Below are 22,320 nucleotides of genomic sequence, written 5' to 3'. Positions count from 1 at the left end.
TGCAACAATGACGCGAAGACGTTATACGAGAACCGTGGGAGTGAGTCTTGCCTCGATCATCCAGTACCGAACCCAGGTACCGCCGCCGTCGGCAATGGTCCATCGCGATCAGCCTCGGCCTGGTCCTGCTGCTGGTCTTCGTCGTCGCCTACGTCTACTACCAGCGTGAGGTCGTGGGCACCCGCGACTACGAGGGCGAGGGCAACGGCAACGCCGTGCTCATCCGCGTCGAGGAGGGCGACACCGTCTCCGGTCTCGTTCCCCAGCTCCTGGATGACGATGTCGTCGGATCGCGGTCGGCAATACTGTCGGCCGCCGACGACGCCGAGCGCAACGGGACGTCCCGCGGTCTGGAGGCCGGCTACTACGCACTCCAGGAGGAGATGTCGGCGGACTCCGCGATGACCGCGCTGACGGACGACGAACGCCGCCTCGGTGTCATCGACATCCCCACCGGACTCACCATGGAGGACGTGACCGTGGTCGGCGGGGAGGCCAACCCCGGCATCTTCACCTCGATCGCCGACAACTCCTGCCGGGAGGGGTTGACCGACGGGCTGGAGGACTGCGTCAGCGTCGACGACCTCCGCGAGGCGGTCGTCTCCACCCCGGCCGCCGAGCTCGGCGTGCCGGACTGGGCCGTCGACGCGGTGGACGCCCGTGCGGACGACCCGCGCCGCCTCGAGGGGCTGATCGCCCCCGGTGTCCACCTGTTCAACCCGACGTCGTCGGCGCCGGAGATCGTCCGCTCCCTGGTGGAGCAGTCGGCGGAGATCTACGAGGGCACCGGCCTGGTCGAGGCGTCCGGCGCGGTGGACCTGTCGCCGTACGAGATGATCACCGCGGCGTCGCTGATCGAGCGTGAGGCCCCGGAGGGTGACTTCGACAAGGTCGCACGGGTCATCCTCAACCGTCTCGCCGAGGACCAGCGCCTGGAGTTCGACTCCACCGTCAACTACGACGTCGCCGCCCAGGAGGTCGCCACCACCGATGAGGACCGTGGCCGGCAGACACCCTGGAACACCTACGCGAAGAACGGGCTGCCGGAGACGCCGATCGCCTCGCCCGGCGTCGGTGCGCTGCAGGCCGTCGAGCACCCCGCCGAAGGGGACTGGCTGTACTTCGTGACCGTGGACATGGACGGGCGCACCGTCTTCAACCGCGACTTCTCCGCCCACGAGGACGCGATCGAGGAGTCCCGGCGCAACGGTGTCCTGGACAGTGGACGCGAGCCGGGTGCCTGAGATGACTGAAATTACGGACACCGTCTATTCGGTGGAACAGTTCCTCGGGTTCGCGGGCTCCCGCAGCTCCACCGTCTGCGCGGTGCTCGGACGTCCGGTGGCGCACTCGCTGTCCCCGGTGATCCACCTGGGGAGTGCGGCGGCACTGGGACTGGACGATCTGGAGTACGTGCGGGTGGACGCCGGCGAGCCCGCCGAGGTCCGCCGTCTGCTGAGGACGTCGCCGCCCAACGTGGCCGGGTTCTCGGTGACGATGCCCGGCAAGTCGGCGGCGCACGACCTCGCCGACGAGGTCACCGGGCAGGCCGCACTGATCGGCACCGCCAACACCCTGATTCCGCTGCGCGACGACCAGGGGGTGCCCACTGGGCGCTGGTTGGCGGAGAACACGGACGTCGACGGCGTGTCGGCGTGTCTCGACGCGGTCGGGGCGGAGGGGACGCGGGCCGTGGTGGTCGGCAACGGTGGGACATCCCGACCCGCGGTGGCCGCCCTGGCGCGGGCGGGTTTCACCACGGTGACTGTCCTGGCACGGTCGGAGCGGGCGCTGAACCTGCAGACGCTCGTGGAGTCCTACGGGATGGACTTCGACTGGCGCCGGCTCGATGACGACGGCATCGGCGGGGTCTGCGCCGCGTCCGATGTCCTGGTCTCCACCGTCCCGGCGTCCGGAGTGACGGCGGCGTCGGGGGTCGCCACCGCGCTGGCGCGCGCCCCGCGCGTGGTCGACGTGATCTACGACCCGTACCCCACCGACCTGCTGGCCGAGGCGGGACGGAGCGGCCGTCCTGTCGCGGACGGGCTGCTGATGCTCGCCGGTCAAGGTGTGGAGCAGTTCCGCCTGTTCACCGGGGAGTCCCCGTCCGTCGACGGAATGTACCGGTTGCTGCGGGAACACCGCGGACTGGACTAGGGGACCGGGGAGCAGGGGGGGTGCTCGGCGGTGCGGTGGTCCTCGTGTGGGCGCTCGCCCTGGCGGTGTGGGACTTTCGGCACCGCCGGCTGCCGGACATCCTGACCCTTCCCGCGGTGCCGGTGGTCTGGGCGGCCGCGATCGTCACCGGTCATGGATGGGCGGTGCTGGGTGGCCTCGGGTGGTTCCTGGTCTGCGTCCTGCCTGGGCTGGTGTCGGCGCGGATGAGGGTCGGCGGGGGTGACGCGAAACTGGCCCTGTCGCTGGGAGCGGTCGCGCTCGGGACAGGTGGGGTGGCCGGACTGCTCCTCGCCGTGGGTGGTGCCTCCCTGGTCACACTGGTGATCGCCGGGGTTACTGGGAGGGGTGGGGGTGTGCCGCACGGCCCCGGAATGCTCCTGGCGACCGGCACGGTGGCGGTGATACATCTCATAAACGCCGGGGGGTGGTGACCCTGGGCCGCGGGACATGGAAGAATAGGGCCATGCTTCGATGGACGACTGCCGGGGAATCACACGGCCAGGCCCTTGTTTCCGTTGTCGAGGACATTCCCGCAGGTGTGCCCGTCACCCGCGCCGAGGTGTCCCGCCAACTCGCTCGACGACGTCTCGGCTACGGCCGCGGCGCACGCATGAAGTTCGAGGCGGACGAGGTCACCTTCCTCGGTGGCGTCCGTCATGGGCTGACCCTCGGCTCGCCGGTCGCCGTGATGATCGGCAACACCGAGTGGCCGAAGTGGACCACCATCATGTCCGCCGACCCGCTGGACACCACGGATGAGGACGTCGCCAGGGAAATGGCCTCCGGTCGCGGCGCGCGGCTCACCCGCCCGCGCCCGGGCCACGCCGATTTCTCCGGCATGGTGAAGTACGGGCACGACGAGGCACGTCCTGTGCTGGAGCGGTCCAGTGCCCGGGAGACCGCCGCCCGGGTCGCCGCCGGAACCTTCGCCCGGACCCTGCTGCGCGAGGTCACCGGTGCCGAGGTCGTCAGCCACGTGCTCGCCATCGGGCCGTCCGACACCTACACCGGACCCCCGCCGGGCGCCGCGGACCTCGACGCCGTCGACACATCCCCGGTCCGCGCGTTCACCGTCCACGGTGACGACCACGAGAAATCCATGATCGCCGAGATCGAGGCCGCCCGGAAGTCCGGCGACACCCTCGGTGGCGTCGTCGAGGTCGTGGTCTCCGGTCTGCCGATCGGCCTCGGCACCCACGCCACGTGGGACGGCCGGCTGGACGGGCAGCTGGCCCAGGGGCTGATGAGCATCCAGGCGATCAAGGGCGTCGAGATCGGAGACGGTTTCGAGGAGGCCCGGCGCCGCGGCTCAGAGGCGCACGACGAGATCGACCGGGTGGACAACGGTTCCGGGGTGGTCCGGCGCACCAACCGTGCCGGGGGCGTCGAGGGGGGTATGACCAACGGTGAACAGCTGCGCGTACGTGCGGCGATGAAGCCGATCTCCACGGTGCCGCGTGCGCTGGCCACCGTGGACATGGACGACGGCCAGGCGGCCACCGGCATCCACCAGCGCTCCGACGTCTGCGCCGTCCCGGCGGCCGGCGTCGTCGCCGAGTCCATGGTGGCGCTGGTCCTGGCCCGCGCCGTGCTGGAGAAGTTCGGCGGGGACAGCGTCGCCGAGACGCGGCGGAACTACCAGTCCTACGTCTCGGACGTGAACTCCCGGCTGTCCTGGGGTGACGACTAGATGGCGGACGGACACCCGGTGCAGACCGCCGGGGTCGTCCTCGTCGGCCCCCCGGGTGCGGGCAAGACCACCGTCGGGCACGAGCTCGCCGGGGCACTGCGTTGCGGGATGGTCGACTCGGACGTCCTGCTGGAGCAGGACGCCGGAATGTCCTGCGGTGAGGTGTTCTCGGCGGTCGGTGAGCCGGAGTTCCGACGCCGTGAGGAGGACGCCGTCGCGGCCGCACTGGAGTCCGACGGGGTGGTTTCCCTGGGCGGCGGGGCGGTGCTCTCGGCGTTGACCCGTCAGCGTCTCGCCGCACACACCGTCATCTACCTGCGGGTCTCGGTCGAGGAGGGGGTGCGCCGGACCTCAGGCTCCGGCACACGTCCCGTTCTGGCGGCCACCCCCGGATCGGATGCGGAGAGCCGCTACAGGGAGCTCCTGGCCGAACGCGAGGCCCTCTACACCGGGGTCGCCACCTACACCGTCGACAGTGACGGCCGTGCTCCGCGCTACACCGTCGCCGAGATCCTGGCCCTGCTCGGACTGCACACCGAACCCCTGGAGGACCTGTCGTGAACGCCATTGTCCGTGTCGCCACCGACCACCCCTACGACGTCGTCATCGGACGCGACCTCACCGGGCTGGTGGCGGACGCCGTCCCCGGTGCACGCCGCGCCGTGATCCTGCACCAGCCACCTCTGGCGGAGCTCGCGGCACGGGTCGCCGACGGTCTGCGCGCCGCCGGGGTCGAACCGGTCCTGCACGAGACCCCCGACGCCGAGTCGGCGAAAACCGTCGACGGCGCCGCCGGGTGCTGGGACATCTGCGCGTCCGCCGGGCTGTCCCGCCAGGACATGGTCGTCGGCGTCGGGGGAGGGGCGACCACCGACCTCGCGGGGTTCATCGCCGCGACCTGGATGCGCGGGGTGCAGGTCGTGCAGTACCCCACCACGCTGCTGGCCATGGTCGACGCCGCGGTCGGCGGGAAGACCGGCATCAACACCCCGGCCGGGAAGAACCTCGTCGGTGCATTCCACGAGCCGGCCAGGGTCCTGGTCGACCTGGACGTTCTGGAGACCCTGCCGAGGGACGAGATCGTGGCCGGAAGTGCCGAGATCATCAAGGCCGGTTTCATCCGGGATCCGGAGATTCTGAGGATCTACGAGATGGATCCCGCCGCCGCCACCGAACCGCAGGGATCACTGCCGGAGCTCATTGAGCGGGCAATCCGGGTGAAGGCCGATGTGGTGGGCCAGGATCTCCGCGAGTCATCGCTGCGGGAGATCCTCAACTACGGGCACACCTACGGCCACGCCGTGGAACAGCACGAGAAGTACCGGTGGCGCCACGGCAACGCCGTCGCGGTGGGCATGGTCTACGAGGCCGAACTCGCCCATGCCGCCGGTCTGCTCAGTGCGGACGGTGTGCTGCAGCACCGCCGGATCCTCGGCACCGTCGGTCTGCCGACCTTCTATGACGGTGCGTCGCTCGAGGACCTGCTCGAGGTCATGGGGCGTGACAAGAAGAACAGGGACGGTAACATCCGTATTGTCGTTGTCGGCGACACCGGGTCCACCGGCGTTTACACTCCGCAACGACTGGTCAACCCGTCGCAGGACGATCTCCTGACGGCGTACCGGAAGACACTGAACTAACCAAGGAGATCCCATGCGCGTCCTCGTCCTCAACGGACCCAACCTCGACCGTCTGGGGCGACGGCAGCCGGAGATCTACGGCTCCACGACACTGGCGGACATCGAGACGGCGCTGGGGGAGCATGCCGGCCGACTCGGCGTGGACATCGACTTCCTCCAGTCCAACCACGAGGGGGCCCTCATCGACCGGGTCCACGAGGCCGCGGATGCCGGCGACGCGGTGATCATCAACCCGGGCGGGTTCACCCACACCTCGGTCGCGCTGCGCGATGCCCTGGTGGAGATCTCGGAGGGGGCGGGCTTCGTGGAGGTGCACATCTCCAACGTCCACGCCCGTGAGGACTTCCGCCACCACAGCTACCTCTCACCGATCGCCCGCGGCGTGATCGCGGGTCTCGGGGTGTCCGGGTACCACGCGGCGCTGGAGTACCTCGCGGCGTAACCTGGGACGTCATGACCAACGCGAATTCCCTCACCACCCTCCGCCGCGAGAAGGTCGCCGCCGCCGTCAAGGATGCCGGTCACGAAAACCTGCTCGTGAGCGACCTGAAGAACATCCGTTACCTCACCGGGTTCAGCGGATCCAACGCCGCCGTGCTGCTGTCGTCCGACGGCAGCGCCACGATCGTCACCGACGGTCGCTACGACACACAGGTCCGCCAGGAGACCGACGGCCTCGACATCCGCATCACCCGTGACCTCTTCGGCGAACTCAGGGGAGTCGCCGGGGGCTCAGGCTTCGCCATCGAACCCGGTCTGGCGGTCGGCCAGGCCCGTGAACTGGGTGATCCGCCGATCCTGGAGCGCGCGGTGGAGGATGCCCGCCTGGTCAAGGACGCGGCGGAGCTCGACGCCCTGCGCGCTGCGGGTTCCCTGGCGGACACCGTCTTCACCGAGTTCATCGCGGCCGGGGGCGTCCGCGAGGGCATCACCGAGATCGAGGCGGCCGCCGACCTCGAGCACCGGCTGCGCGCCGCCGGGGCGGACGGACTGAGCTTCGACACGATCCTGGCGTCCGGCGTCAACGGCGCCAAGCCGCATGCCGGGGTGTCCCGCGATGTCATCGTCCCCGGACTGGTCACCATGGACTTCGGCGTGTGGCTCGACGGCTACGCCTCCGACCAGACCCGTACGGTGTGCGTGGGCGAGCCGGACGCGTTGTCCTCCGAGCTCTACGGGCTGGTCCACCGGTCCTTCAGCGCGGGTGCGGACGCGGTGCGTCCCGGGGCCGGCCTGTTCGCGGTGGACAAGGTCTGCCGCGACATCATCGCGGAGGCGGGGTACGGCGAGAACTTCGTCCACTCCACCGGCCACGGTGTGGGACTCGACGTGCACGAGGCCCCGTACGCCGCCTCGCGCACACCGGAGGACAGGGACCTGGCCGAGGGGATGACGCTGACCATCGAGCCGGGCGTGTACCTCCCGGGCAGGACGGGCCTGCGGATCGAGAACACCTACATCGTCACCGCCGACGGAGCGGAGACGGTCAACCCGTCGACGACCGAATTGCAGGTCGTGTAGGCCCGGGCTGGTACACTGACCGGCTGTTCACCTTACCGAGTTTCGACGAAGTTTTTCCAGGGAGTAGACACGTGGCGACCACCGCGGATTTCAAGAACGGCCTTGTGCTGAAGATCGACAACAAGCTTCAGCAGATCACCGAGTTCCAGCACGTGAAGCCGGGCAAGGGCCCCGCCTTCGTCCGGACGAAACTCAAGGACGTTGTCTCGGGGAAGACCATCGACAAGACCTTCAACGCCGGGGTCAAGGTCGAGACCGCCACGGTTGACCGCCGCGACATGACCTACCTGTACAACGACGGCGAGAGCTTCGTGGTCATGGACGACAAGGACTTCGAGCAGTTCGAGGTTCCCGCGGAGAAGTTCGGCGACGCCGGCCGTTTCCTGCTGGAGAACATGCGCGTGCAGGTGTCCTTCCACGACGGCGAGATCCTCTTCGCCGATCTGCCGGTGTCCGTGGACCTGGCCGTCGAGCACACCGACCCGGGCCTGCAGGGCGACCGCTCCACGGGCGGCAGCAAGCCCGCCACGCTGGAGACCGGCGCGGAGATCCAGGTCCCGCTGTTCCTGGAGACCGGCAACGTGGTCAAGGTCGACACCCGCAGCGGCGAGTACCTCTCGCGCGTCAACAACTGACGTCATGGCGGACAAGGAATCCGACGGGTCGTACCGTCGTCACGGATCGCGCTACAAGGCGCGCCGTCGCGCCGTCGACATCCTCTTCGAGGCCGAGTTCCGCGACGCGGACCCGGTGGGGATCGTCGAGGAGCGCGTGGAACTCGCCAGGGACGAGTCGAACCAGGTCAAGCAGGTCCCGGAGTACACCGGGCAGATCGTCGCCGGGGTCGCGACCGCCCTCGACGAGATCGACGGGAGCATCTCCGGACACCTGAGCAGCACCTGGCGTCTGGAGCGGCTCCCGGCCGTCGACCGCGCCGTGCTGCGCGTCGCCACCTGGGAGGTCCTCTACAACGGGGACGTCCCGGCGAAGGTCGCACTCAAGGAGGGGATCCAGCTCGCCGGGGAGTACTCCCACGACAAGGCCCCCTCCTACGTCAACGCCGTGCTCGACGGCATCGCCCGGGACAAGCGCCTGGCTGACGAAGCTGCGGAGGCGGCTGCCGCCGATGCCGCGGCGGCAGCGGCGAAGGCCGATGAAGAACGTGCCGACGCCCTGATCGACGGCATCGTCAGTGACGGTGACGGCGAGCATGGGGAGCCCCCGGAGCAGTAGGAGCGGGCTGGTGCCTGCACAGACACCAGACGGTGGACGGGGGACATACTCCACCGTCCGGGGTCTCACTCATACCGGGTCTTTCCACTGTGCCGGAGAATGCCCGTAGTTCACCGGTGGCATCGAAAACTCCGTTCCGTGGTCGGTCATGGTGAGCACCGGTGCCGCGTACTCAAGGTTCCCGTGGGGGGAACAGGCCATCGAGCGTGTCACCGGCTTCATTGGACGTGGATCGCACTGGTGCGTGGCGTCGCAGCGGGGAAACGTCATGAGTTCGTGGGCCGTCCGCGCCAGTGAAAGACGAGCCACGGAGTAGTCGTCACGGAATAGGAGGACTGCCGCCGCCGCGATGGCCCCCATGCCGGTGGCATGGTCGAGCGCCTGAACTGGGAGTGCGCCGGGATGCCCTTGTGCGTCCCGGTACATCTCGGAGATTCCACTCGAAGCCTGGACAATGCTGTCGAAACCGCGGTGATCCTCCCAGGGGCCACCGCTTCCCCATGCATTGAGGGCAACGACTTTCAGGTGGGGCAGTTCATCGCAGAGCTGCTCTGGTTCAAGTGCCATCGAGTCCAGAGCACCGGGACGGTAGCCGAGTACGACGAGATGGCAGTCGCGTAGGAGGTCGTCGAACAAACTCCGGTCGACACGCTCCTTGAGATCGAGGAGACAGCTTCGTTTGTCGAATCCCGTGTCGATGAACTGGTCGGGGAGCTCCGGGTACTGGGGCGGGTCGACACGGAGCACATCGGCACCCAACGTACCGAGAACCCGGGTTGCACTCGGTCCCGCGATAACCCGGGTGAGGTCGAGAACACGCAGACCGTGGAGGGGCATCCGAGCTGAATCACCCGTCGACTTCCAACGGGTTCCTTTGCCCGAGGTGGTGGAGAAGTCGATCCAGGGGCCAGAAGCCGCTGCACGTCCCATCGCACTTTCCTCCCACTCCTGCCGTGTCCTCACAGCCGATGCGACGCCACCGCCATCAACAATGCGTGCTTCCCAGTCGCTGGCTTCGCCACTGAGTAGAACCTGCCCGATCTCGTCGATGGTCCGGGCCCCCAGGCATTTCTGCAGGGCCGAGCGATGGTGTGGGTAATTGGCATGGAGTCTGATCCATCCGTCCGCAGTTGCGTAGAACCTCGACGCTGGTGCGAAGTCCTCGGGACTCCGGCCATTGACGCGGAGGTTTTTCAGCGAACCGAAGGACGATGCAACCCGATGTGCGTCCACAACGAAATCACGCCCCGTGAGCTCACCCAGCGCAGCCCCCGCAACCCGCGTAGACGCCAGAGCCAGACTCTCGACATCGAGTGCACCGTTCCACCAGTGACGGGGCCCGACGACACGGGTTGACCCTTCGGGGTCACTGGAAAGAACCTGACCCAGTGTTTGCGTCCACGGATAGGGGAGCGTATCCATCCCCGCAGTATACGTGGGAGCTGAAGGGCGAGTCCTTTCCGCGTGCTATGATCAATCGCGGACAAGGAACCGGTCGTGCAGGCCGGTCCGGCCACCTTTAACGATCCGTCCGGTGAGGCGGGGAAGGAGGTCACGATGAGCACTGCGATCATGGACGCCGACGATGTCGGTCGTACTGTCGCACGCATCGCGCACCAGATCATCGAGAAGACGGCGTTGGACGCACCGGGCTCCGGCCGGGTCGTCCTGTTGGGGATCCCGTCGGGGGGAGTGCCGCTGGCGGCGCGTCTCGCCACGCGCATCCACGAGTTCAGTGGCGTGGAGGTCTTCCACGGCGCGCTGGACGCCACCCTCTACCGTGACGACCTGACGTCGACGCCGCACCGCGCGCTGAAGTCCACGAGCATCCCGCGCGGGGGGATAGACGGTGCCACCGTCGTCCTCGTCGACGACGTGCTGTTCTCCGGACGCACCATCCGGGCCGCGCTCGACGCCCTGCGGGACGTGGGCCGGGCCCACATCGTGCAGCTGGCCGTCCTCGTCGACCGCGGGCACCGCGAACTGCCGATCCGCGCGGACTACGTGGGCAAGAACATCCCCACCTCCACCAGCGAGGACGTCCAGGTGACACTCGCGGAGATCGACGGTGCCGACGAGGTCCGGCTGTTCCGGTCCGGTGGGTCGCCGGAAGGAGCCGACGAATGAAGCACCTGCTGAGCATCGCCGACCTGACGGCCGGTGAGATCACCGGCCTGCTGGACGAGGCGGACCGCTTCGCCGAGTCCCTGCGGGACCGCGAGGTCAAGAAGCTGCCGACCCTGCGCGGGCGCACCGTCTTCACCCTGTTCTACGAGAACTCGACCCGCACCCGGTCCAGTTTCGAGACCGCCGGCAAATGGATGAGTGCGGACGTGATCAACATCTCCGCGTCTTCGTCGAGCGTGAAAAAGGGGGAGTCCCTCCGGGACACGGCACTGACACTGCGGGCGGTCGGCGCCGATGCGATCATCATGCGCCACCCGTCCTCGGGCGCCGCACGCCAGGTCGCCGACTGGGTGGGGCAGGGGACCGACGGCATCAGCGTCCTCAACGCCGGCGACGGCTCCCACGAGCACCCCACCCAGGCACTGCTGGACGCTGTCACCCTGCGCAACAAGCTGGGCGACCTGTCCGGGAGCCACGTCGTCATCGTCGGGGACATCCTGCACTCCCGCGTCGCCCGATCCAATGCACTGCTGCTCACGGCGCTGGGTGTGGACGTCACCTTCGTTGCCCCACCCACCCTGCTGCCGCTGGGCATCGGGCACTGGGTCAATCCCCACGGCGCGACCGGCACGGTGCGCACCAGCACGGACATGGACGCCGCGATCGCCGGGGCGGATGCCGTGATGATGCTGCGCGTCCAGGCCGAACGGATGAACGGCGGGTTCTTCCCGTCCCACCGCGAGTACGCGACGCGCTACGGCCTGTCCGAGGCGCGCCTCAACCGGTTGGACGACGACGTCGTCGTCCTGCACCCCGGTCCGATGCTGCGCGGCATGGAGATCAGCGACGCGGTGGCCGACGCCCCGCAGGCCGTGGTCCTGGACCAGGTCACCGCCGGTGTGCACGTGCGTATGGCGGCACTGTTCACGCTGCTGGTCGGCACCGACGCCGGGCATGACGGGGGCACCGAATGAGCAACAACGAGACACAGGAGAAGAACGTGAACGACTACCCGGCCACCGGCACGCTGCACGCGCCCGCCGAGGGGGAGACCCTGCTGCGCGGTGTGCTCGTCTACGGCGAGGGAGAGCCGTCCGACGTGCTGGTCCGGGACGGTGCGATCGCGGAGATCGCGGCCTCCGGGAGCCTGACCTGCGACGAGGTCCTCGACCTCGATGGCCAGGTGCTGCTGCCCGGGCTCGTCGACATGCACGTCCACATGCGTGAACCGGGACGTGAGGACACCGAGACCATCGCCACCGGTTCCGCCGCCGCCGCCCGGGGCGGTTTCACCGCCGTGTTCACCATGGCCAACACCGACCCGGTCACCGACACGCCCGCCATCGCCGAGATGGTGTGGATGAAGGGCCAGCAGACCAACCTCTGCGATGTGCACCCGGTCGGCTCCATCAGCCGCGGACTGACGGGGACGGAACTCACCGAGTTCGGCATGATGGCCGATTCCGGGGCGAAGGTCCGGATGTTCTCCGACGACGGGAAATGCGTCGACGACCCCCGTCTGATGCGCCGCGCCGTCGAGTACGCCGGAGGTATGGACGTCCTGCTCGCGCAGCACTGCGAGGAGCCCCGGCTCACCGAGGGCGCGGTCGCCCACGAGGGCGAGACCGCCGCGCGCCTGGGCCTGAACGGGTGGCCACGGGTCGCCGAGGAGTCCATCGTCATCCGCGACGCCCTGCTGGCCCGCGATTACGGCGGACGACTGCACATCTGCCACGCCTCCACCGAAGGGACCGTGGAACTGCTTGCCTGGGCCAAGGAGCACGGCATCCCGCTGTCCGCCGAGGTGACCCCCCACCACCTGGTGCTCACCGACGAGAAGCTGGAGACCTACGACGGGCACTTCCGGGTCAACCCGCCGCTGCGCGAGACCCGCGACACCCTGGCGCTGCGCCGGGCACTGATCGACGGCACGGTCGACTGCGTGGCCACCGACCACGCCCCGCACGGCTCCGAGGAGAAGTGCTGCGAGTTCGACCAGGCGCGCCCCGGCATGCTGGGGCTGGAGACCTCCCTGGCGCTGATCGCCCAGCTCTTCGTCACCAACGTCCCCGAGGGGCAGGACGCACAGGACTGGCGCTTCGTGGCGAAGGTGATGTCCGAGCGGCCCGCCGAGATCCTGAAGCTGCCCGGCCAGGGCCGGCCGGTCGAGGTGGGGGAGCCGGCGAACCTCTGCGTCGTCGACACCGGCCGCACCTGGACAGCCCGCGGAGACGAGCTGGCGTCCAAGTCGGGCAACACCCCCTACGAGGGCATGGACCTCCCGGTGAAGGTGACGACCACGCTGCTGCGCGGCAGGGTCACCTGCCGAGACGGCGACGTGGTGGACGCGTAAGAATGACTGATCCAACAAGAGAAGAAGAAAAGAGTACTGCTGTGAGTTCCTCCCGCACCCCCGCGCTGCTGGTGCTCGCCGATGGACGGGTGTTCCGCGGACGCGCGTTCGGCGCCCGGGGCACCACCCTCGGCGAGGCCGTCTTCACCACCGCCATGACCGGCTACCAGGAGACGATGACCGACCCCTCCTACCACCGGCAGATCGTGGTGGCGACAGCCCCGCAGATCGGCAACACCGGCTGGAACGACGAGGACGGCGAGTCCCACGGCGACCGCATCTGGGTCGCCGGCCTGGTCATCCGCGACCTGTCCCGCACCGTCTCCAACTGGCGGGCCGAACGTCCGCTGGGCGAGGAGATGGAGAAGCAGGGCATCATCGGCATCCAGGGCGTCGACACCCGCGCGATCGTCCGCCACCTGCGCGACAAGGGTTCGGTCAAGGCCGGTGTCTTCAGCGGTGGGGACGCCGCGCGTCCGGTGGAGGAGCTGGTCGCCGAGGTCAACGACCAGCCCTCGATGGCCGGGGCCGACCTGGCCGTGGAGGTCTCCACCGATGACGTGTACGTGATCGAGCCCGACGGTGACGCCCGCTTCACCGTCATCGCCTACGACATGGGCATCAAGTCCAACACCCCGCGCAACCTCGCGTCCCGCGGGGTCCGCACCGTCGTCGTCCCGGCGAACAGCCCGGTCGAGCCACTGCTGGAGCAGTACGGCGCCGACGGCGTGTTCATCTCCAACGGTCCCGGCGACCCTGCCACCGCCGACGTCATGGTCGAGCAGGTCCGCAGCGTGCTGGAGCGGGGGGTGCCGCTGTTCGGCATCTGCTTCGGCAACCAGATCCTGGGCAGGGCACTGGGCATGGACACCTACAAGCTCAAGTTCGGGCACCGCGGCATCAACGTACCCGTGATCAACCACCTGACCGGCAAAATCGACATCACCTCGCAGAACCACGGCTTCGCCCTGCGAGGACGTCCCGGTGAGCCCTTCGACACCGACTTCGGCACCGCCCAGGTCACCCACACCTGCCTCAACGACGACTGTGTCGAAGGCGTCGCCCTCGACAGCGGCCTCGCCTTCTCCGTCCAGTACCACCCCGAGGCCGCCGCCGGCCCCCACGACGCCAACCCACTGTTCGACCAGTTCATCGAGCTGATGGAAGGGAACAACTAAATGCCGAAGCGCACCGACATCAACCACGTCCTCGTCATCGGCTCCGGCCCGATCGTCATCGGCCAGGCCTGCGAGTTCGACTACTCCGGCACCCAGGCGTGCCGTGCCCTCAAGGCCGAGGGTCTGCGGGTCTCGCTGATCAACTCCAACCCGGCCACGATCATGACCGACCCGGAGTTCGCCGACCACACCTACATCGAGCCGATCCAGCCCGAGTACATCGAGAAGATCTTCGCCGCGGAGAAGGAGGCCGGACACCCGGTCGACGCCGTGCTGGCGACCCTGGGTGGGCAGACCGCCCTGAACGCCGCGATCCAGCTCGACCGCCTCGGCATCCTCGACACGTACGGCGTGGAGCTCATCGGCGCCGACATCGACGCCATCGAGCGCGGTGAGGACCGCCAGAAATTCAAGGACATTGTGGCCTCCATCGGCGGCGAGTCCGCCCGGTCCGCGGTTTGCCACGACATGGACGAGGTCCACGACGCCGTCGCCGAACTCGGCCTGCCGGTCGTCGTCCGCCCCTCCTTCACCATGGGTGGCCTGGGCTCCGGCCTGGCCTTCACCTACGAGGACCTCGACCGCATCGCCGGTGGGGGCCTCGCCGCCTCCCCGGAGGCCAATGTCCTGATCGAGGAGTCCATCCTCGGCTGGAAGGAGTTCGAGCTCGAGCTCATGCGCGACGGCGACGACAACGCCGTGGTCATCTGCTCCATCGAGAACGTCGACGCCCTGGGCGTCCACACCGGTGACTCCATGACCGTCGCCCCGTCGATGACGCTGACCGACCGCGAGTTCCAGATCATGCGTGACCAAGGGATCGACATCCTGCGCGCCGTGGGCGTGGACACCGGCGGCTGCAACATCCAGTTCGCGATCAACCCGGAGGACGGCCGGCTCATCACCATCGAGATGAACCCGCGCGTCTCCCGCTCCTCGGCCCTGGCCTCGAAGGCGACAGGTTTCCCGATCGCCAAGATCGCCGCGCTGCTGGCCATCGGCTACTCACTCAACGAGATCCGCAATGACATCACACGGGTCACCCCGGCCGCCTTCGAGCCGACCCTGGACTACGTGATCGTCAAGGCCCCCCGGTTCGCCTTCGAGAAGTTCCCCGGCGCCGACGACACCCTGACCACCACCATGAAGGCCGTCGGCGAGGCCATGGCCGTGGGCCGCAACTACATCTCGGCCCTGAACAAGGTGCTGCGCTCCCTGGAGACCAGGCCCGCCGGCTTCTGGACCACCAGCGACGAGTACTTCGCCGGCGACCGCGCCCGCGACCTCAACGCCGTCCTCGACGACCTGGGTCGGCCCACCGAGGGCCGCATGTACGACATGGAGCTGGCCCTGCGCCTCGGCGCCACGGTTGACCAGGTGCACCGTGCCTCGGTGGGCGTGGATCCCTGGTTCCTGCACGAACTGAAGGCGCTGGTTGATTTCCGGGCCGAGCTGGAGGACGCCCCGGTCCTCAGCGAGGACCTGCTGCGCGAGGCGAAGTACCTGGGACTGTCGGACGCCCAGATCGCCGCACTGCGTCCCGAGCTGGCCGGTGAGGACGGTGTCCGTTCACTGCGTTGGTCGCTGGGGATCCGCCCGGTGTTCAAGACCGTGGACACCTGTGCCGCCGAGTTCGAGGCACAGACCCCGTACCACTACTCAACCTACGAGATGGACCCCGAGGCGGAGTCCGAGGTCGCTGAGCAGCGTGAGCGCCAGAAGGTCATCATCCTCGGTTCCGGCCCGAACCGCATCGGCCAGGGCATCGAGTTCGACTACTCCTGCGTCCACGCCGCCCTGGAACTGTCGCGGGTGGGCTACGAGACCGTGATGGTCAACTGCAACCCGGAGACCGTCTCCACCGACTACGACACCGCCGACCGCCTCTACTTCGAGCCGCTGACCTTCGAGGACGTCATGGAGGTCTACCACGCCGAGACCCAGTCCGGCGAGGTCGCCGGCGTGATCGTCCAGCTCGGTGGACAGACCCCCCTGGGCCTGGCACAGCGTCTCACCGACGCCGGTGTGCCGGTCATCGGCACGTCCTCGGAGGCCATCAACCTGGCCGAGGACCGTGGCGAGTTCGGTGAGGTCCTGGCCAAGGCCGAGCTCCCGGCCCCCGCCTTCGGCACCGCCACCACCTTCGCCGAGGCCCGCGGCGTCGCGTCCCGCATCGGCTACCCGGTGCTGGTCCGCCCGTCCTACGTGCTGGGTGGCCGCGGCATGGAGATCGTCTACGACGAGCCCTCCCTGGAGGACTACATCGACCGGGCGACCGAGATCACCTCGGACCACCCGGTGCTGGTCGACCGGTTCCTGGACAACGCCATTGAGATCGACGTCGACGCCCTGTGCGACGGCGACGAGGTCTACCTCGCCGGCGTGATGGAGCACATCGAGGAGGCCGGCATCCACTCCGGTGACTCCGCCTGCGCCCTGCCGCCGATGACGCTGGGGGAGTCGGACATCGACAACGTCCGGCGCTCCACCGAGGCGCTGGCGCACGGAATCGGTGTCAAGGGCCTGATGAACGTCCAGTTCGCCCTGAAGGACGACATCCTCTACGTCATCGAGGCCAACCCGCGCGCCTCACGGACGGTCCCGTTCGTGTCCAAGTCCACCGGCGTGCCGCTGGCCAAGGCCGCGTCACGGATCATGACGGGGACGCCGATCCGTGAACTGATCTCCGAGGGGATCATCCCCGGCGACCGTGACGGCGGCTCACTGCCTCTGGGGCACCCGATCGCGGTGAAGGAGGCGGTCATGCCCTTCAACCGCTTCCGCAGCCCCGAGGGCGAGATGCTCGACAGCCTGCTCAGCCCCGAGATGAAGTCCACCGGTGAGGTCATGGGTCTCGACTCCGACTTCGGCACCGCCTTCGCCAAGTCCCAGGAGGCCGCCACCGGCTCCCTGCCGACCAACGGACGGGTGTTCGTCTCCGTCGCCAACCGGGACAAGCGGACGATGATCCTGCCGATCCAGCGGCTGGCGTCACTGGGCTTCGAGCTCGTCGCCACCGAGGGCACAGCGGCGATGCTGCGGCGCAACGGCCTGCAGTGCGTGACAGTCTCCAAGCAGACGCAGATCGAGAACGGCACCGCGTCGGCCGAGCACCGTTCCATCGTGGACCTGATCAACGACGGTGAGATCGACTTCATCCTCAACACCCCGGCGTCCACCGCCGCTGCCCGCGGTGACGGCTACGACATCCGTGCCGCGGCCGTCCGGCAGGGTGTGTCCTGCGTGACCACCGTGCAGGGTGCGGTCGCCGCCGTGCAGGCCATCGAGGCTCTGAAGGGGTCCACCACCGTGGTGCGGGCGATCCAGGACGTCGAGCATGACCACTAGCACCTTCGGCGAACGCTACCTGGAACGCTCCTCGGCCCTGGGACGCCTCTGTGTGGGCATGGACCCGCACGCCGGCATCCTGGAGTCCTGGGGACTCCCGGTCGACGTGGACGGGCTGCGGAGGTTCTCCCGGACCTGTGTGGAGGCCTTCGCCGACACCGCCTGCATCGTCAAGCCCCAGGTCGCCTTCTACGAGGCCTTCGGCTCGGCCGGCATGGCCGTGCTGGAGGACGCCCTGGCCGCCCTGCGCGCCGCCGGTACCCTGGTCATCGCCGACGCCAAGCGCGGTGACATCGGCAGCACCATGGCCGGCTACGCCCGGGCCTGGCTGTCCGGTGATTCGCCGCTGTGCGCGGACGCCGTCACGGTGTCGCCGTACCTCGGCCTGGACTCGCTGCGTCCGGCCGTGGAGGTCGGCGAGTCCACGGGTCGGGGAGTGGTCGTGCTGGCCGCGACCTCGAATCCCGAGGGGCCTCAGTTCCAGGGACTCACCGGCCCGGACGGGGTGACGGTGGCGCAGACGGTCGTTGACTGGGCCGGGAAGCTCAACAGCACGCACCCCGGCGGCGGCAACATCGGTGTGGTGGTCGGGGCGACGGTGGAGGATCCGCCGTCCCTCGCCGGAGTCGGCGGTGTCGTCCTGATGCCGGGCGTCGGCGCCCAGGGCGGCGCGGCAGATGACGTGCGGCAGATCGCCGGACCTGCGGAAATGTGGGCCAGCCCCAATATGTCGCGGTCGATCCTCGCAGCGGGCCCGGATATTGGGGCGCTGCGCGCGGCGGTGGGCAGTGCTAGCGTCGGGTTCCCGCAGGTGGCTCCGGAGTAGTATCCAGGGGTTTATTCATCTTCTGTTCTCCGGAGTGCTACACTTGGCGCGTTGTTTCATGGTCGCGACCTGCAACGCTTCTCCCGGGCTCACCCCCGGGGTGTCGTTGGTCGATCGGCAGCCGGTGAACGCGTAGGCTCCCACTCGGAGTTGTTGCTATCCGGCACGGCGCATCGCTAGTATGCGTCGGGGCTTCAGCAGGACGCTCGGTCCCGCTGAATGAAACACCCTGCAGTACCCAGCAAGATCCATAAGCAAGCGACATCAAACCACAGAATTAGACGGAGGAACCCGTGGCCCTTCCCCAGTTGACCCCGGAGCAGCGTGCAGAAGCCCTGAAGAAGGCCGCCGAGGCCCGCAAGGCCCGCGCCGAGCTCAAGGAGAAGCTCAAGCGTGGCGGCACCGACCTCAAGCAGGTCCTCGCCGACGCAGATGAGGACCCGATCATCGGCAAGATGAAGGTGTCCGCCCTCCTCGAGGCCATGCCCAAGGTCGGCAAGGTCAAGGCGCAGGAGATCATGACCGAGCTGGAGATCGCCCCGACCCGCCGCCTGCGTGGCCTCGGCGACCGTCAGCGCCGCGCACTCCTGGATCGCTTCGGCTTCGAGGCGTAGGAGTCTTGGCCCCAGACACGCCGGCTCCCCGCCTCGTCGTTCTGGCCGGGCCGTCTGCGGTCGGCAAGTCCACCGTTGTCGCCGGTCTCCGGTCGAGCGTCCCGGACCTGTTCTTCAGTGTCTCGTGGACAACCCGGGACCCCCGTCCCGGCGAGGTTGACGGTCGTGACTACCACTACGTCCCCATTGACCGGTTCCGGGAGGAGGTCGACTCCGGCCTCATGCTGGAGTGGGCGGAAATCCACGGTGGTCTGCAGCTCTCGGGAACCCCGCGGTTGCCGGTCAGCCGTGCTCTCGAGGACGGTCGTCCTGTCCTGGTCGAGGTCGACCTCGCGGGTGCCCGCAACATCAAGCGCATGATGCCCGAGGCGTTGACGGTCTTCCTGGCTCCCCCGTCATGGGAGGAACTGGTCGACCGGCTCACCGGCCGCGGCACCGAGAGCGACGACGTCATTGGCCGCCGTCTCGAAACGGCCCGGGAGGAGCTCTCCTCGAAGGAGGAGTTCGACCGGGTCGTGGTCAACGACAACGTGGACTCGGCCGTCGCCGAGATCGGCGGACTGCTGACCGGCAGTGCAGAGTAGCAAAACCAGAAACAAAGGTGTGCAAGTGGAAAGCAACGACAACTCAACCGTCTTCGACCAGCCCATCGGCATCACCAACCCGCCGATCGACGAGCTGCTGACGAAGGTGTCCTCGAAGTACGCCCTGGCGATCTTCGCCGCCAAGCGTGCCCGGCAGATCAACAACTACTTCCAGACGGTCGGTGACGGGGTCTTCGAGTTCGTTGGCCCGCTCGTCACCCCGGAAGCACAGGAGAAGCCGCTCTCCATCGCCCTGCGCGAGATCGAGGGTGACCTCCTGGAGCACACCGAAGGCTAGTTCCGGTATCCCGCCGGCGTCCGGCAGTCAGCGCTTGCCCGGGCACGCTTCACCATCTGAAGCGTGCCCGGGCAAGCGCTGTCCCGTGTCCGGGGAGGTGGTCCCGGCCATCGCCGGGGACGGTGTGGGCTAGGGTGGTTCACTGTGAATGACTTGAAGATTCTCGTCGGTGTCGGCGGGGGGATCGCCGCCTACAAGGCGTGCGCACTGGTCCGCTACTTCACCGAGGCCGGACATGACGTGCACGTCGTCCCCACCGAATCAGCCCTGCGCTTCGTCGGTGCGGCGACATTCGAGGCCCTGTCGGGCAACCCCGTGTCCACGACCGTCTTCGACGGGGTGGACGAGGTCCGGCACGTGCGTCTCGGCCAGGAGGCTGACCTGATGGTCATCGCCCCGGCCACCGCGGACCTCATGGCGCGGCTGGCCCATGGCCGGGCCGACGACCTGTTGACGGCCAGCGCGCTGGTGGCGACCTGTCCGGTGGTTCTGGCTCCGGCGATGCACACCGAGATGTGGCGGAATCCGGCCACCCGGGACAATGTGGCGACACTGCGCCGCCGCGGCACTGTGGTGCTGGAACCGGCCCACGGCCGGTTGACCGGTGTGGACAGCGGGGCAGGCCGGCTGCCCGAGCCTGAGCACATCGGGGCCCTCGCCCTTGCCGCCCACGGCCGCTCCGGGATGTTCCGGCAGTCGCTGGCCGGCCGGCGGATCCTGGTCACCGCCGGGGGGACGCACGAGTCCCTCGACCCCGTCCGCTTCCTGGGCAACGCGTCCTCCGGACGCCAGGGGTACGCCCTGGCGGACATCGCCGTCCAGCGCGGCGCCCAGGTGGAGCTGGTCGCAGGACACACCGACGACCTCCCCGTCCCGTCGGGGGCCCGGGTCACCCGGATCAGCAGTGCACGGGAGCTCGAGTCGGCGGTCGCCGAACTCGCGCCCGGGATGGACGTGGTCGTCATGGCCGCCGCGGTGGCGGACTACCGTCCCGCGTCCCGGGCGGACGCCAAGCTGAAGAAGGGCGGCGAGGACGAGCTGTCCACCCTGCGGCTCGCCGAGAACCCGGACATCCTCCGCGGGCTGGTGCAGCGGCGACGCTCCGGTGAGCTCCCCGGGGACCTGCTGATCGGCGGCTTCGCCGCGGAGACCGGGGACGCCACCCACACGCCCCTGGACCACGCCCGGGCGAAGCTGGAGCGAAAGGGCTGTGACCTGCTGATGTGCAATGCAGTGGGTGAGGGTGTGGTCTTCGGGCAGGAGGACAGTTCCGGCTGGATCCTGGTGCCGGGGGACCGTCCGGGGGCCGAGGACGTCACCGAGGTACCCGCAGCCAGTAAGTTGGTCGTCGCATCCCACATCCTCGACGCGGTTGAGTCCCTCCTGCCGTGACCGACCGCTCCACCATCCAGACTGCTTGGTCTACTATGGTGGAGTCTGGGCAAGAGACAACCGCCAACCACAGAAAGCCGACTGACAGTGACCAGTTCGAATTCCCGCCTCTTCACCAGTGAATCGGTGACCGAGGGGCACCCCGACAAGATCTGCGATGCGATCTCCGACACCATCCTCGACGCGCTCCTGCGCAAGGACCCGAATTCACACGTCGCAGTGGAGACCCTCGTGACCACCGGTCAGGTCCACGTCGCAGGCGAGGTCCACACCGACGCCTACGTGGAGATCCCGGAACTGGTCCGCGACACGATCCGCAGCATCGGCTTCACCTCCTCCGAGGTCGGTTTCGACGGTTCCACCTGCGGCGTGAACGTCGCCATCGGCGCGCAGTCCCAGGAGATCAACGACGGGGTGACCACGTCCCACGAGTACCGCCACGAGGACGAGGGCTCCACCCGCGACGCCGACGACCAGGGTGGCGCCGGCGACCAGGGACTCATGTTCGGTTACGCCACCGACGAAACGGCCGAACTCATGCCCCTGCCGATCTCCACGGCGCACCGGCTGTCCCGTCGGCTGACCCAGGTCCGCAAGGACGGCATTGTGGACCATCTGCGCCCCGACGGGAAAACACAGGTCACCTTCGCCTACGACGCTGACGGACAGCCCTCCCACCTGGACACCGTGGTCATCTCCACCCAGCACGACGAGGAGATCACGCAGGAGGAGCTCACCGCCCAGCTCCGCGAGCACGTCATCGACTGGGTCATCCGGGACGCCGGTCTGGAACGTTTCGCCACCGGTGAACTGACGGTGCTCATCAACCCGTCGGGCTCCTTCATCCTCGGCGGTCCGATGGGGGACGCCGGACTCACCGGGCGCAAGATCATCGTCGACACCTACGGCGGTATGGCCCGCCACGGTGGTGGCGCATTCTCCGGCAAGGACCCGAGCAAGGTCGACCGCTCCGCCGCGTACGCGATGCGCTGGGTGGCGAAGAACATCGTCGCCGCCGGACTGGCGCACCGTGCCGAGGTGCAGATCGCCTATGCCATCGGCAAGGCACAGCCGGTCGGTCTCTACGTCGAGACCTTCGGGACTGCCGTCGGCGGACACACCGACGAGCAGATCCAGCAGGCCGTCAACGAGGTCTTCGACCTGCGCCCCAACGCGATCATCCGGGAACTGGACCTGAAGCGCCCGATCTACGCGCAGACATCCGCCTACGGCCACTTCGGCCGGACCGACATCGACCTTCCCTGGGAGGCGGTCGACCGGGCGGATGCACTGCGCGCTGCGGCCGACCGCGTGGCTGGCGCCGCCGTCGTGAACTAG

The 22,320-nt window shown here is 68.4% G+C and carries 22 protein-coding genes; 21 read left to right on the top strand and 1 reads right to left on the bottom strand.

What is annotated here, in order from left to right:
- The first annotated feature begins 47 nt into the window (after nt 1-47).
- The 10 genes from mltG to nusB all read left to right on the top strand — a co-directional run bounded on the left by mltG (nt 48) and on the right by nusB (nt 8,262).
- Nucleotides 48-1,244 (top strand): endolytic transglycosylase MltG, encoded by a 1,197-nt coding sequence (mltG, locus tag ACTIL2_RS01960; protein ID WP_442335766.1) that lies wholly within the window; start codon nt 48-50, stop codon nt 1,242-1,244.
- A 1-nt stretch (nt 1,245) separates the two neighbouring features.
- A complete protein-coding gene (locus ACTIL2_RS01955) occupies nt 1,246-2,157 on the top strand; it encodes a shikimate dehydrogenase (protein ID WP_442335765.1) in 912 nt (303 codons plus the stop codon).
- A 20-nt stretch (nt 2,158-2,177) separates the two neighbouring features.
- A complete protein-coding gene (locus tag ACTIL2_RS01950) occupies nt 2,178-2,609 on the top strand; it encodes a prepilin peptidase (protein WP_442335764.1) in 432 nt (143 codons plus the stop codon).
- Between the two features lie 32 nt (nt 2,610-2,641).
- Complete coding sequence (gene aroC / locus ACTIL2_RS01945) at nt 2,642-3,868, top strand: chorismate synthase (protein ID WP_442335763.1); 1,227 nt, start codon at nt 2,642-2,644, stop codon at nt 3,866-3,868.
- Nucleotides 3,869-4,429, top strand: coding sequence for a shikimate kinase (locus tag ACTIL2_RS01940; protein ID WP_442335762.1), 561 nt, complete (start codon nt 3,869-3,871; stop codon nt 4,427-4,429).
- Nucleotides 4,426-5,508 (top strand): 3-dehydroquinate synthase, encoded by a 1,083-nt coding sequence (gene aroB / locus ACTIL2_RS01935; protein WP_442335761.1) that lies wholly within the window; start codon nt 4,426-4,428, stop codon nt 5,506-5,508. Before ACTIL2_RS01940 ends, aroB begins: the two co-directional genes overlap by 4 nt.
- A 13-nt stretch (nt 5,509-5,521) precedes the next feature.
- Complete coding sequence (aroQ, locus tag ACTIL2_RS01930; RefSeq protein ID WP_442335760.1) at nt 5,522-5,950, top strand: type II 3-dehydroquinate dehydratase; 429 nt, start codon at nt 5,522-5,524, stop codon at nt 5,948-5,950.
- An 11-nt stretch (nt 5,951-5,961) separates the two neighbouring features.
- A complete protein-coding gene (locus tag ACTIL2_RS01925; protein ID WP_442335759.1) occupies nt 5,962-7,029 on the top strand; it encodes a M24 family metallopeptidase in 1,068 nt (355 codons plus the stop codon).
- Between the two features lie 71 nt (nt 7,030-7,100).
- Nucleotides 7,101-7,664, top strand: coding sequence for an elongation factor P (efp, locus tag ACTIL2_RS01920; RefSeq protein ID WP_442335758.1), 564 nt, complete (start codon nt 7,101-7,103; stop codon nt 7,662-7,664).
- A 4-nt stretch (nt 7,665-7,668) separates the two neighbouring features.
- Nucleotides 7,669-8,262 (top strand): transcription antitermination factor NusB, encoded by a 594-nt coding sequence (gene nusB, locus ACTIL2_RS01915; protein ID WP_442335757.1) that lies wholly within the window; start codon nt 7,669-7,671, stop codon nt 8,260-8,262.
- A gap of 69 nt (nt 8,263-8,331) precedes the next feature.
- Here the strand turns inward: nusB and ACTIL2_RS01910 are convergent, their stop codons facing one another.
- Nucleotides 8,332-9,684: a CoA transferase gene (locus ACTIL2_RS01910; protein ID WP_442335756.1), complete on the bottom strand. Its 1,353-nt coding sequence runs from the start codon at nt 9,682-9,684 to the stop codon at nt 8,332-8,334.
- 135 nt (nt 9,685-9,819) lie between these two features.
- Between ACTIL2_RS01910 and pyrR the strand changes: the two genes are divergently transcribed.
- From pyrR to metK, 11 genes are all read left to right on the top strand, one after another.
- Nucleotides 9,820-10,389 (top strand): bifunctional pyr operon transcriptional regulator/uracil phosphoribosyltransferase PyrR, encoded by a 570-nt coding sequence (pyrR, locus tag ACTIL2_RS01905; RefSeq protein ID WP_442335755.1) that lies wholly within the window; start codon nt 9,820-9,822, stop codon nt 10,387-10,389.
- Nucleotides 10,386-11,363, top strand: coding sequence for an aspartate carbamoyltransferase catalytic subunit (locus ACTIL2_RS01900; RefSeq protein WP_442335754.1), 978 nt, complete (start codon nt 10,386-10,388; stop codon nt 11,361-11,363). Before pyrR ends, ACTIL2_RS01900 begins: the two co-directional genes overlap by 4 nt.
- The gene (locus ACTIL2_RS01895) at nt 11,360-12,742 is read left to right on the top strand and encodes a dihydroorotase (protein WP_442335753.1); all 1,383 of its coding nucleotides are present in this window, start codon (nt 11,360-11,362) and stop codon (nt 12,740-12,742) included. Before ACTIL2_RS01900 ends, ACTIL2_RS01895 begins: the two co-directional genes overlap by 4 nt.
- Nucleotides 12,743-12,744: 2 nt before the next feature.
- Nucleotides 12,745-13,920: a glutamine-hydrolyzing carbamoyl-phosphate synthase small subunit gene (gene carA, locus ACTIL2_RS01890; protein WP_442335752.1), complete on the top strand. Its 1,176-nt coding sequence runs from the start codon at nt 12,745-12,747 to the stop codon at nt 13,918-13,920.
- The gene (carB, locus tag ACTIL2_RS01885; protein ID WP_442335751.1) at nt 13,921-17,268 is read left to right on the top strand and encodes a carbamoyl-phosphate synthase large subunit; all 3,348 of its coding nucleotides are present in this window, start codon (nt 13,921-13,923) and stop codon (nt 17,266-17,268) included.
- Nucleotides 17,258-18,094 (top strand): orotidine-5'-phosphate decarboxylase, encoded by an 837-nt coding sequence (pyrF, locus tag ACTIL2_RS01880; RefSeq protein WP_442335750.1) that lies wholly within the window; start codon nt 17,258-17,260, stop codon nt 18,092-18,094. Before carB ends, pyrF begins: the two co-directional genes overlap by 11 nt.
- A gap of 293 nt (nt 18,095-18,387) precedes the next feature.
- Nucleotides 18,388-18,708, top strand: a complete 321-nt coding sequence (gene mihF, locus ACTIL2_RS01875) for an integration host factor MihF (RefSeq protein ID WP_442335749.1) — start codon at nt 18,388-18,390, stop codon at nt 18,706-18,708.
- Between the two features lie 5 nt (nt 18,709-18,713).
- Nucleotides 18,714-19,292, top strand: coding sequence for a guanylate kinase (gmk, locus tag ACTIL2_RS01870; RefSeq protein ID WP_442335748.1), 579 nt, complete (start codon nt 18,714-18,716; stop codon nt 19,290-19,292).
- Nucleotides 19,293-19,317: 25 nt separating this feature from the next.
- Nucleotides 19,318-19,590 carry a DNA-directed RNA polymerase subunit omega gene (gene rpoZ / locus ACTIL2_RS01865; RefSeq protein ID WP_442335747.1) on the top strand — a complete coding sequence of 91 codons (273 nt, stop codon included), beginning with the start codon at nt 19,318-19,320 and terminating at the stop codon, nt 19,588-19,590.
- A 144-nt stretch (nt 19,591-19,734) separates the two neighbouring features.
- A complete protein-coding gene (gene coaBC / locus ACTIL2_RS01860) occupies nt 19,735-20,982 on the top strand; it encodes a bifunctional phosphopantothenoylcysteine decarboxylase/phosphopantothenate--cysteine ligase CoaBC (RefSeq protein ID WP_442335746.1) in 1,248 nt (415 codons plus the stop codon).
- An 87-nt stretch (nt 20,983-21,069) separates the two neighbouring features.
- Entirely contained in the window at nt 21,070-22,320 is a 1,251-nt protein-coding gene (metK, locus tag ACTIL2_RS01855) for a methionine adenosyltransferase (protein WP_442335745.1), read from the top strand.

It is taken from the genome of Corynebacterium sp. (assembly GCF_052107835.1).
In the GTDB taxonomy this organism is placed as follows: domain Bacteria; phylum Actinomycetota; class Actinomycetes; order Mycobacteriales; family Mycobacteriaceae; genus Corynebacterium.
This window is presented reverse-complemented; position numbering and strand designations above follow the sequence as displayed.

Excerpts from the sequence above, each read along its gene's own strand:
- ACTIL2_RS01955 (WP_442335765.1), top strand. The coding sequence starts at position 1,246 with ATGACTGAAATTACGGACACCGTCTATTCGGTGGAACAGTTCCTCGGG.
- aroC (WP_442335763.1), top strand. The coding sequence starts at position 2,642 with ATGCTTCGATGGACGACTGCCGGGGAATCACACGGCCAGGCCCTTGTT.
- ACTIL2_RS01940 (WP_442335762.1), top strand. The coding sequence starts at position 3,869 with ATGGCGGACGGACACCCGGTGCAGACCGCCGGGGTCGTCCTCGTCGGC.
- aroQ (WP_442335760.1), top strand. The coding sequence starts at position 5,522 with ATGCGCGTCCTCGTCCTCAACGGACCCAACCTCGACCGTCTGGGGCGA.
- ACTIL2_RS01925 (WP_442335759.1), top strand. The coding sequence starts at position 5,962 with ATGACCAACGCGAATTCCCTCACCACCCTCCGCCGCGAGAAGGTCGCC.
- nusB (WP_442335757.1), top strand. The coding sequence starts at position 7,669 with ATGGCGGACAAGGAATCCGACGGGTCGTACCGTCGTCACGGATCGCGC.
- ACTIL2_RS01910 (WP_442335756.1), bottom strand. The coding sequence starts at position 9,684 with ATGGATACGCTCCCCTATCCGTGGACGCAAACACTGGGTCAGGTTCTT.
- pyrR (WP_442335755.1), top strand. The coding sequence starts at position 9,820 with ATGAGCACTGCGATCATGGACGCCGACGATGTCGGTCGTACTGTCGCA.
- ACTIL2_RS01900 (WP_442335754.1), top strand. The coding sequence starts at position 10,386 with ATGAAGCACCTGCTGAGCATCGCCGACCTGACGGCCGGTGAGATCACC.
- ACTIL2_RS01895 (WP_442335753.1), top strand. The coding sequence starts at position 11,360 with ATGAGCAACAACGAGACACAGGAGAAGAACGTGAACGACTACCCGGCC.
- carA (WP_442335752.1), top strand. The coding sequence starts at position 12,745 with ATGACTGATCCAACAAGAGAAGAAGAAAAGAGTACTGCTGTGAGTTCC.
- carB (WP_442335751.1), top strand. The coding sequence starts at position 13,921 with ATGCCGAAGCGCACCGACATCAACCACGTCCTCGTCATCGGCTCCGGC.
- pyrF (WP_442335750.1), top strand. The coding sequence starts at position 17,258 with ATGACCACTAGCACCTTCGGCGAACGCTACCTGGAACGCTCCTCGGCC.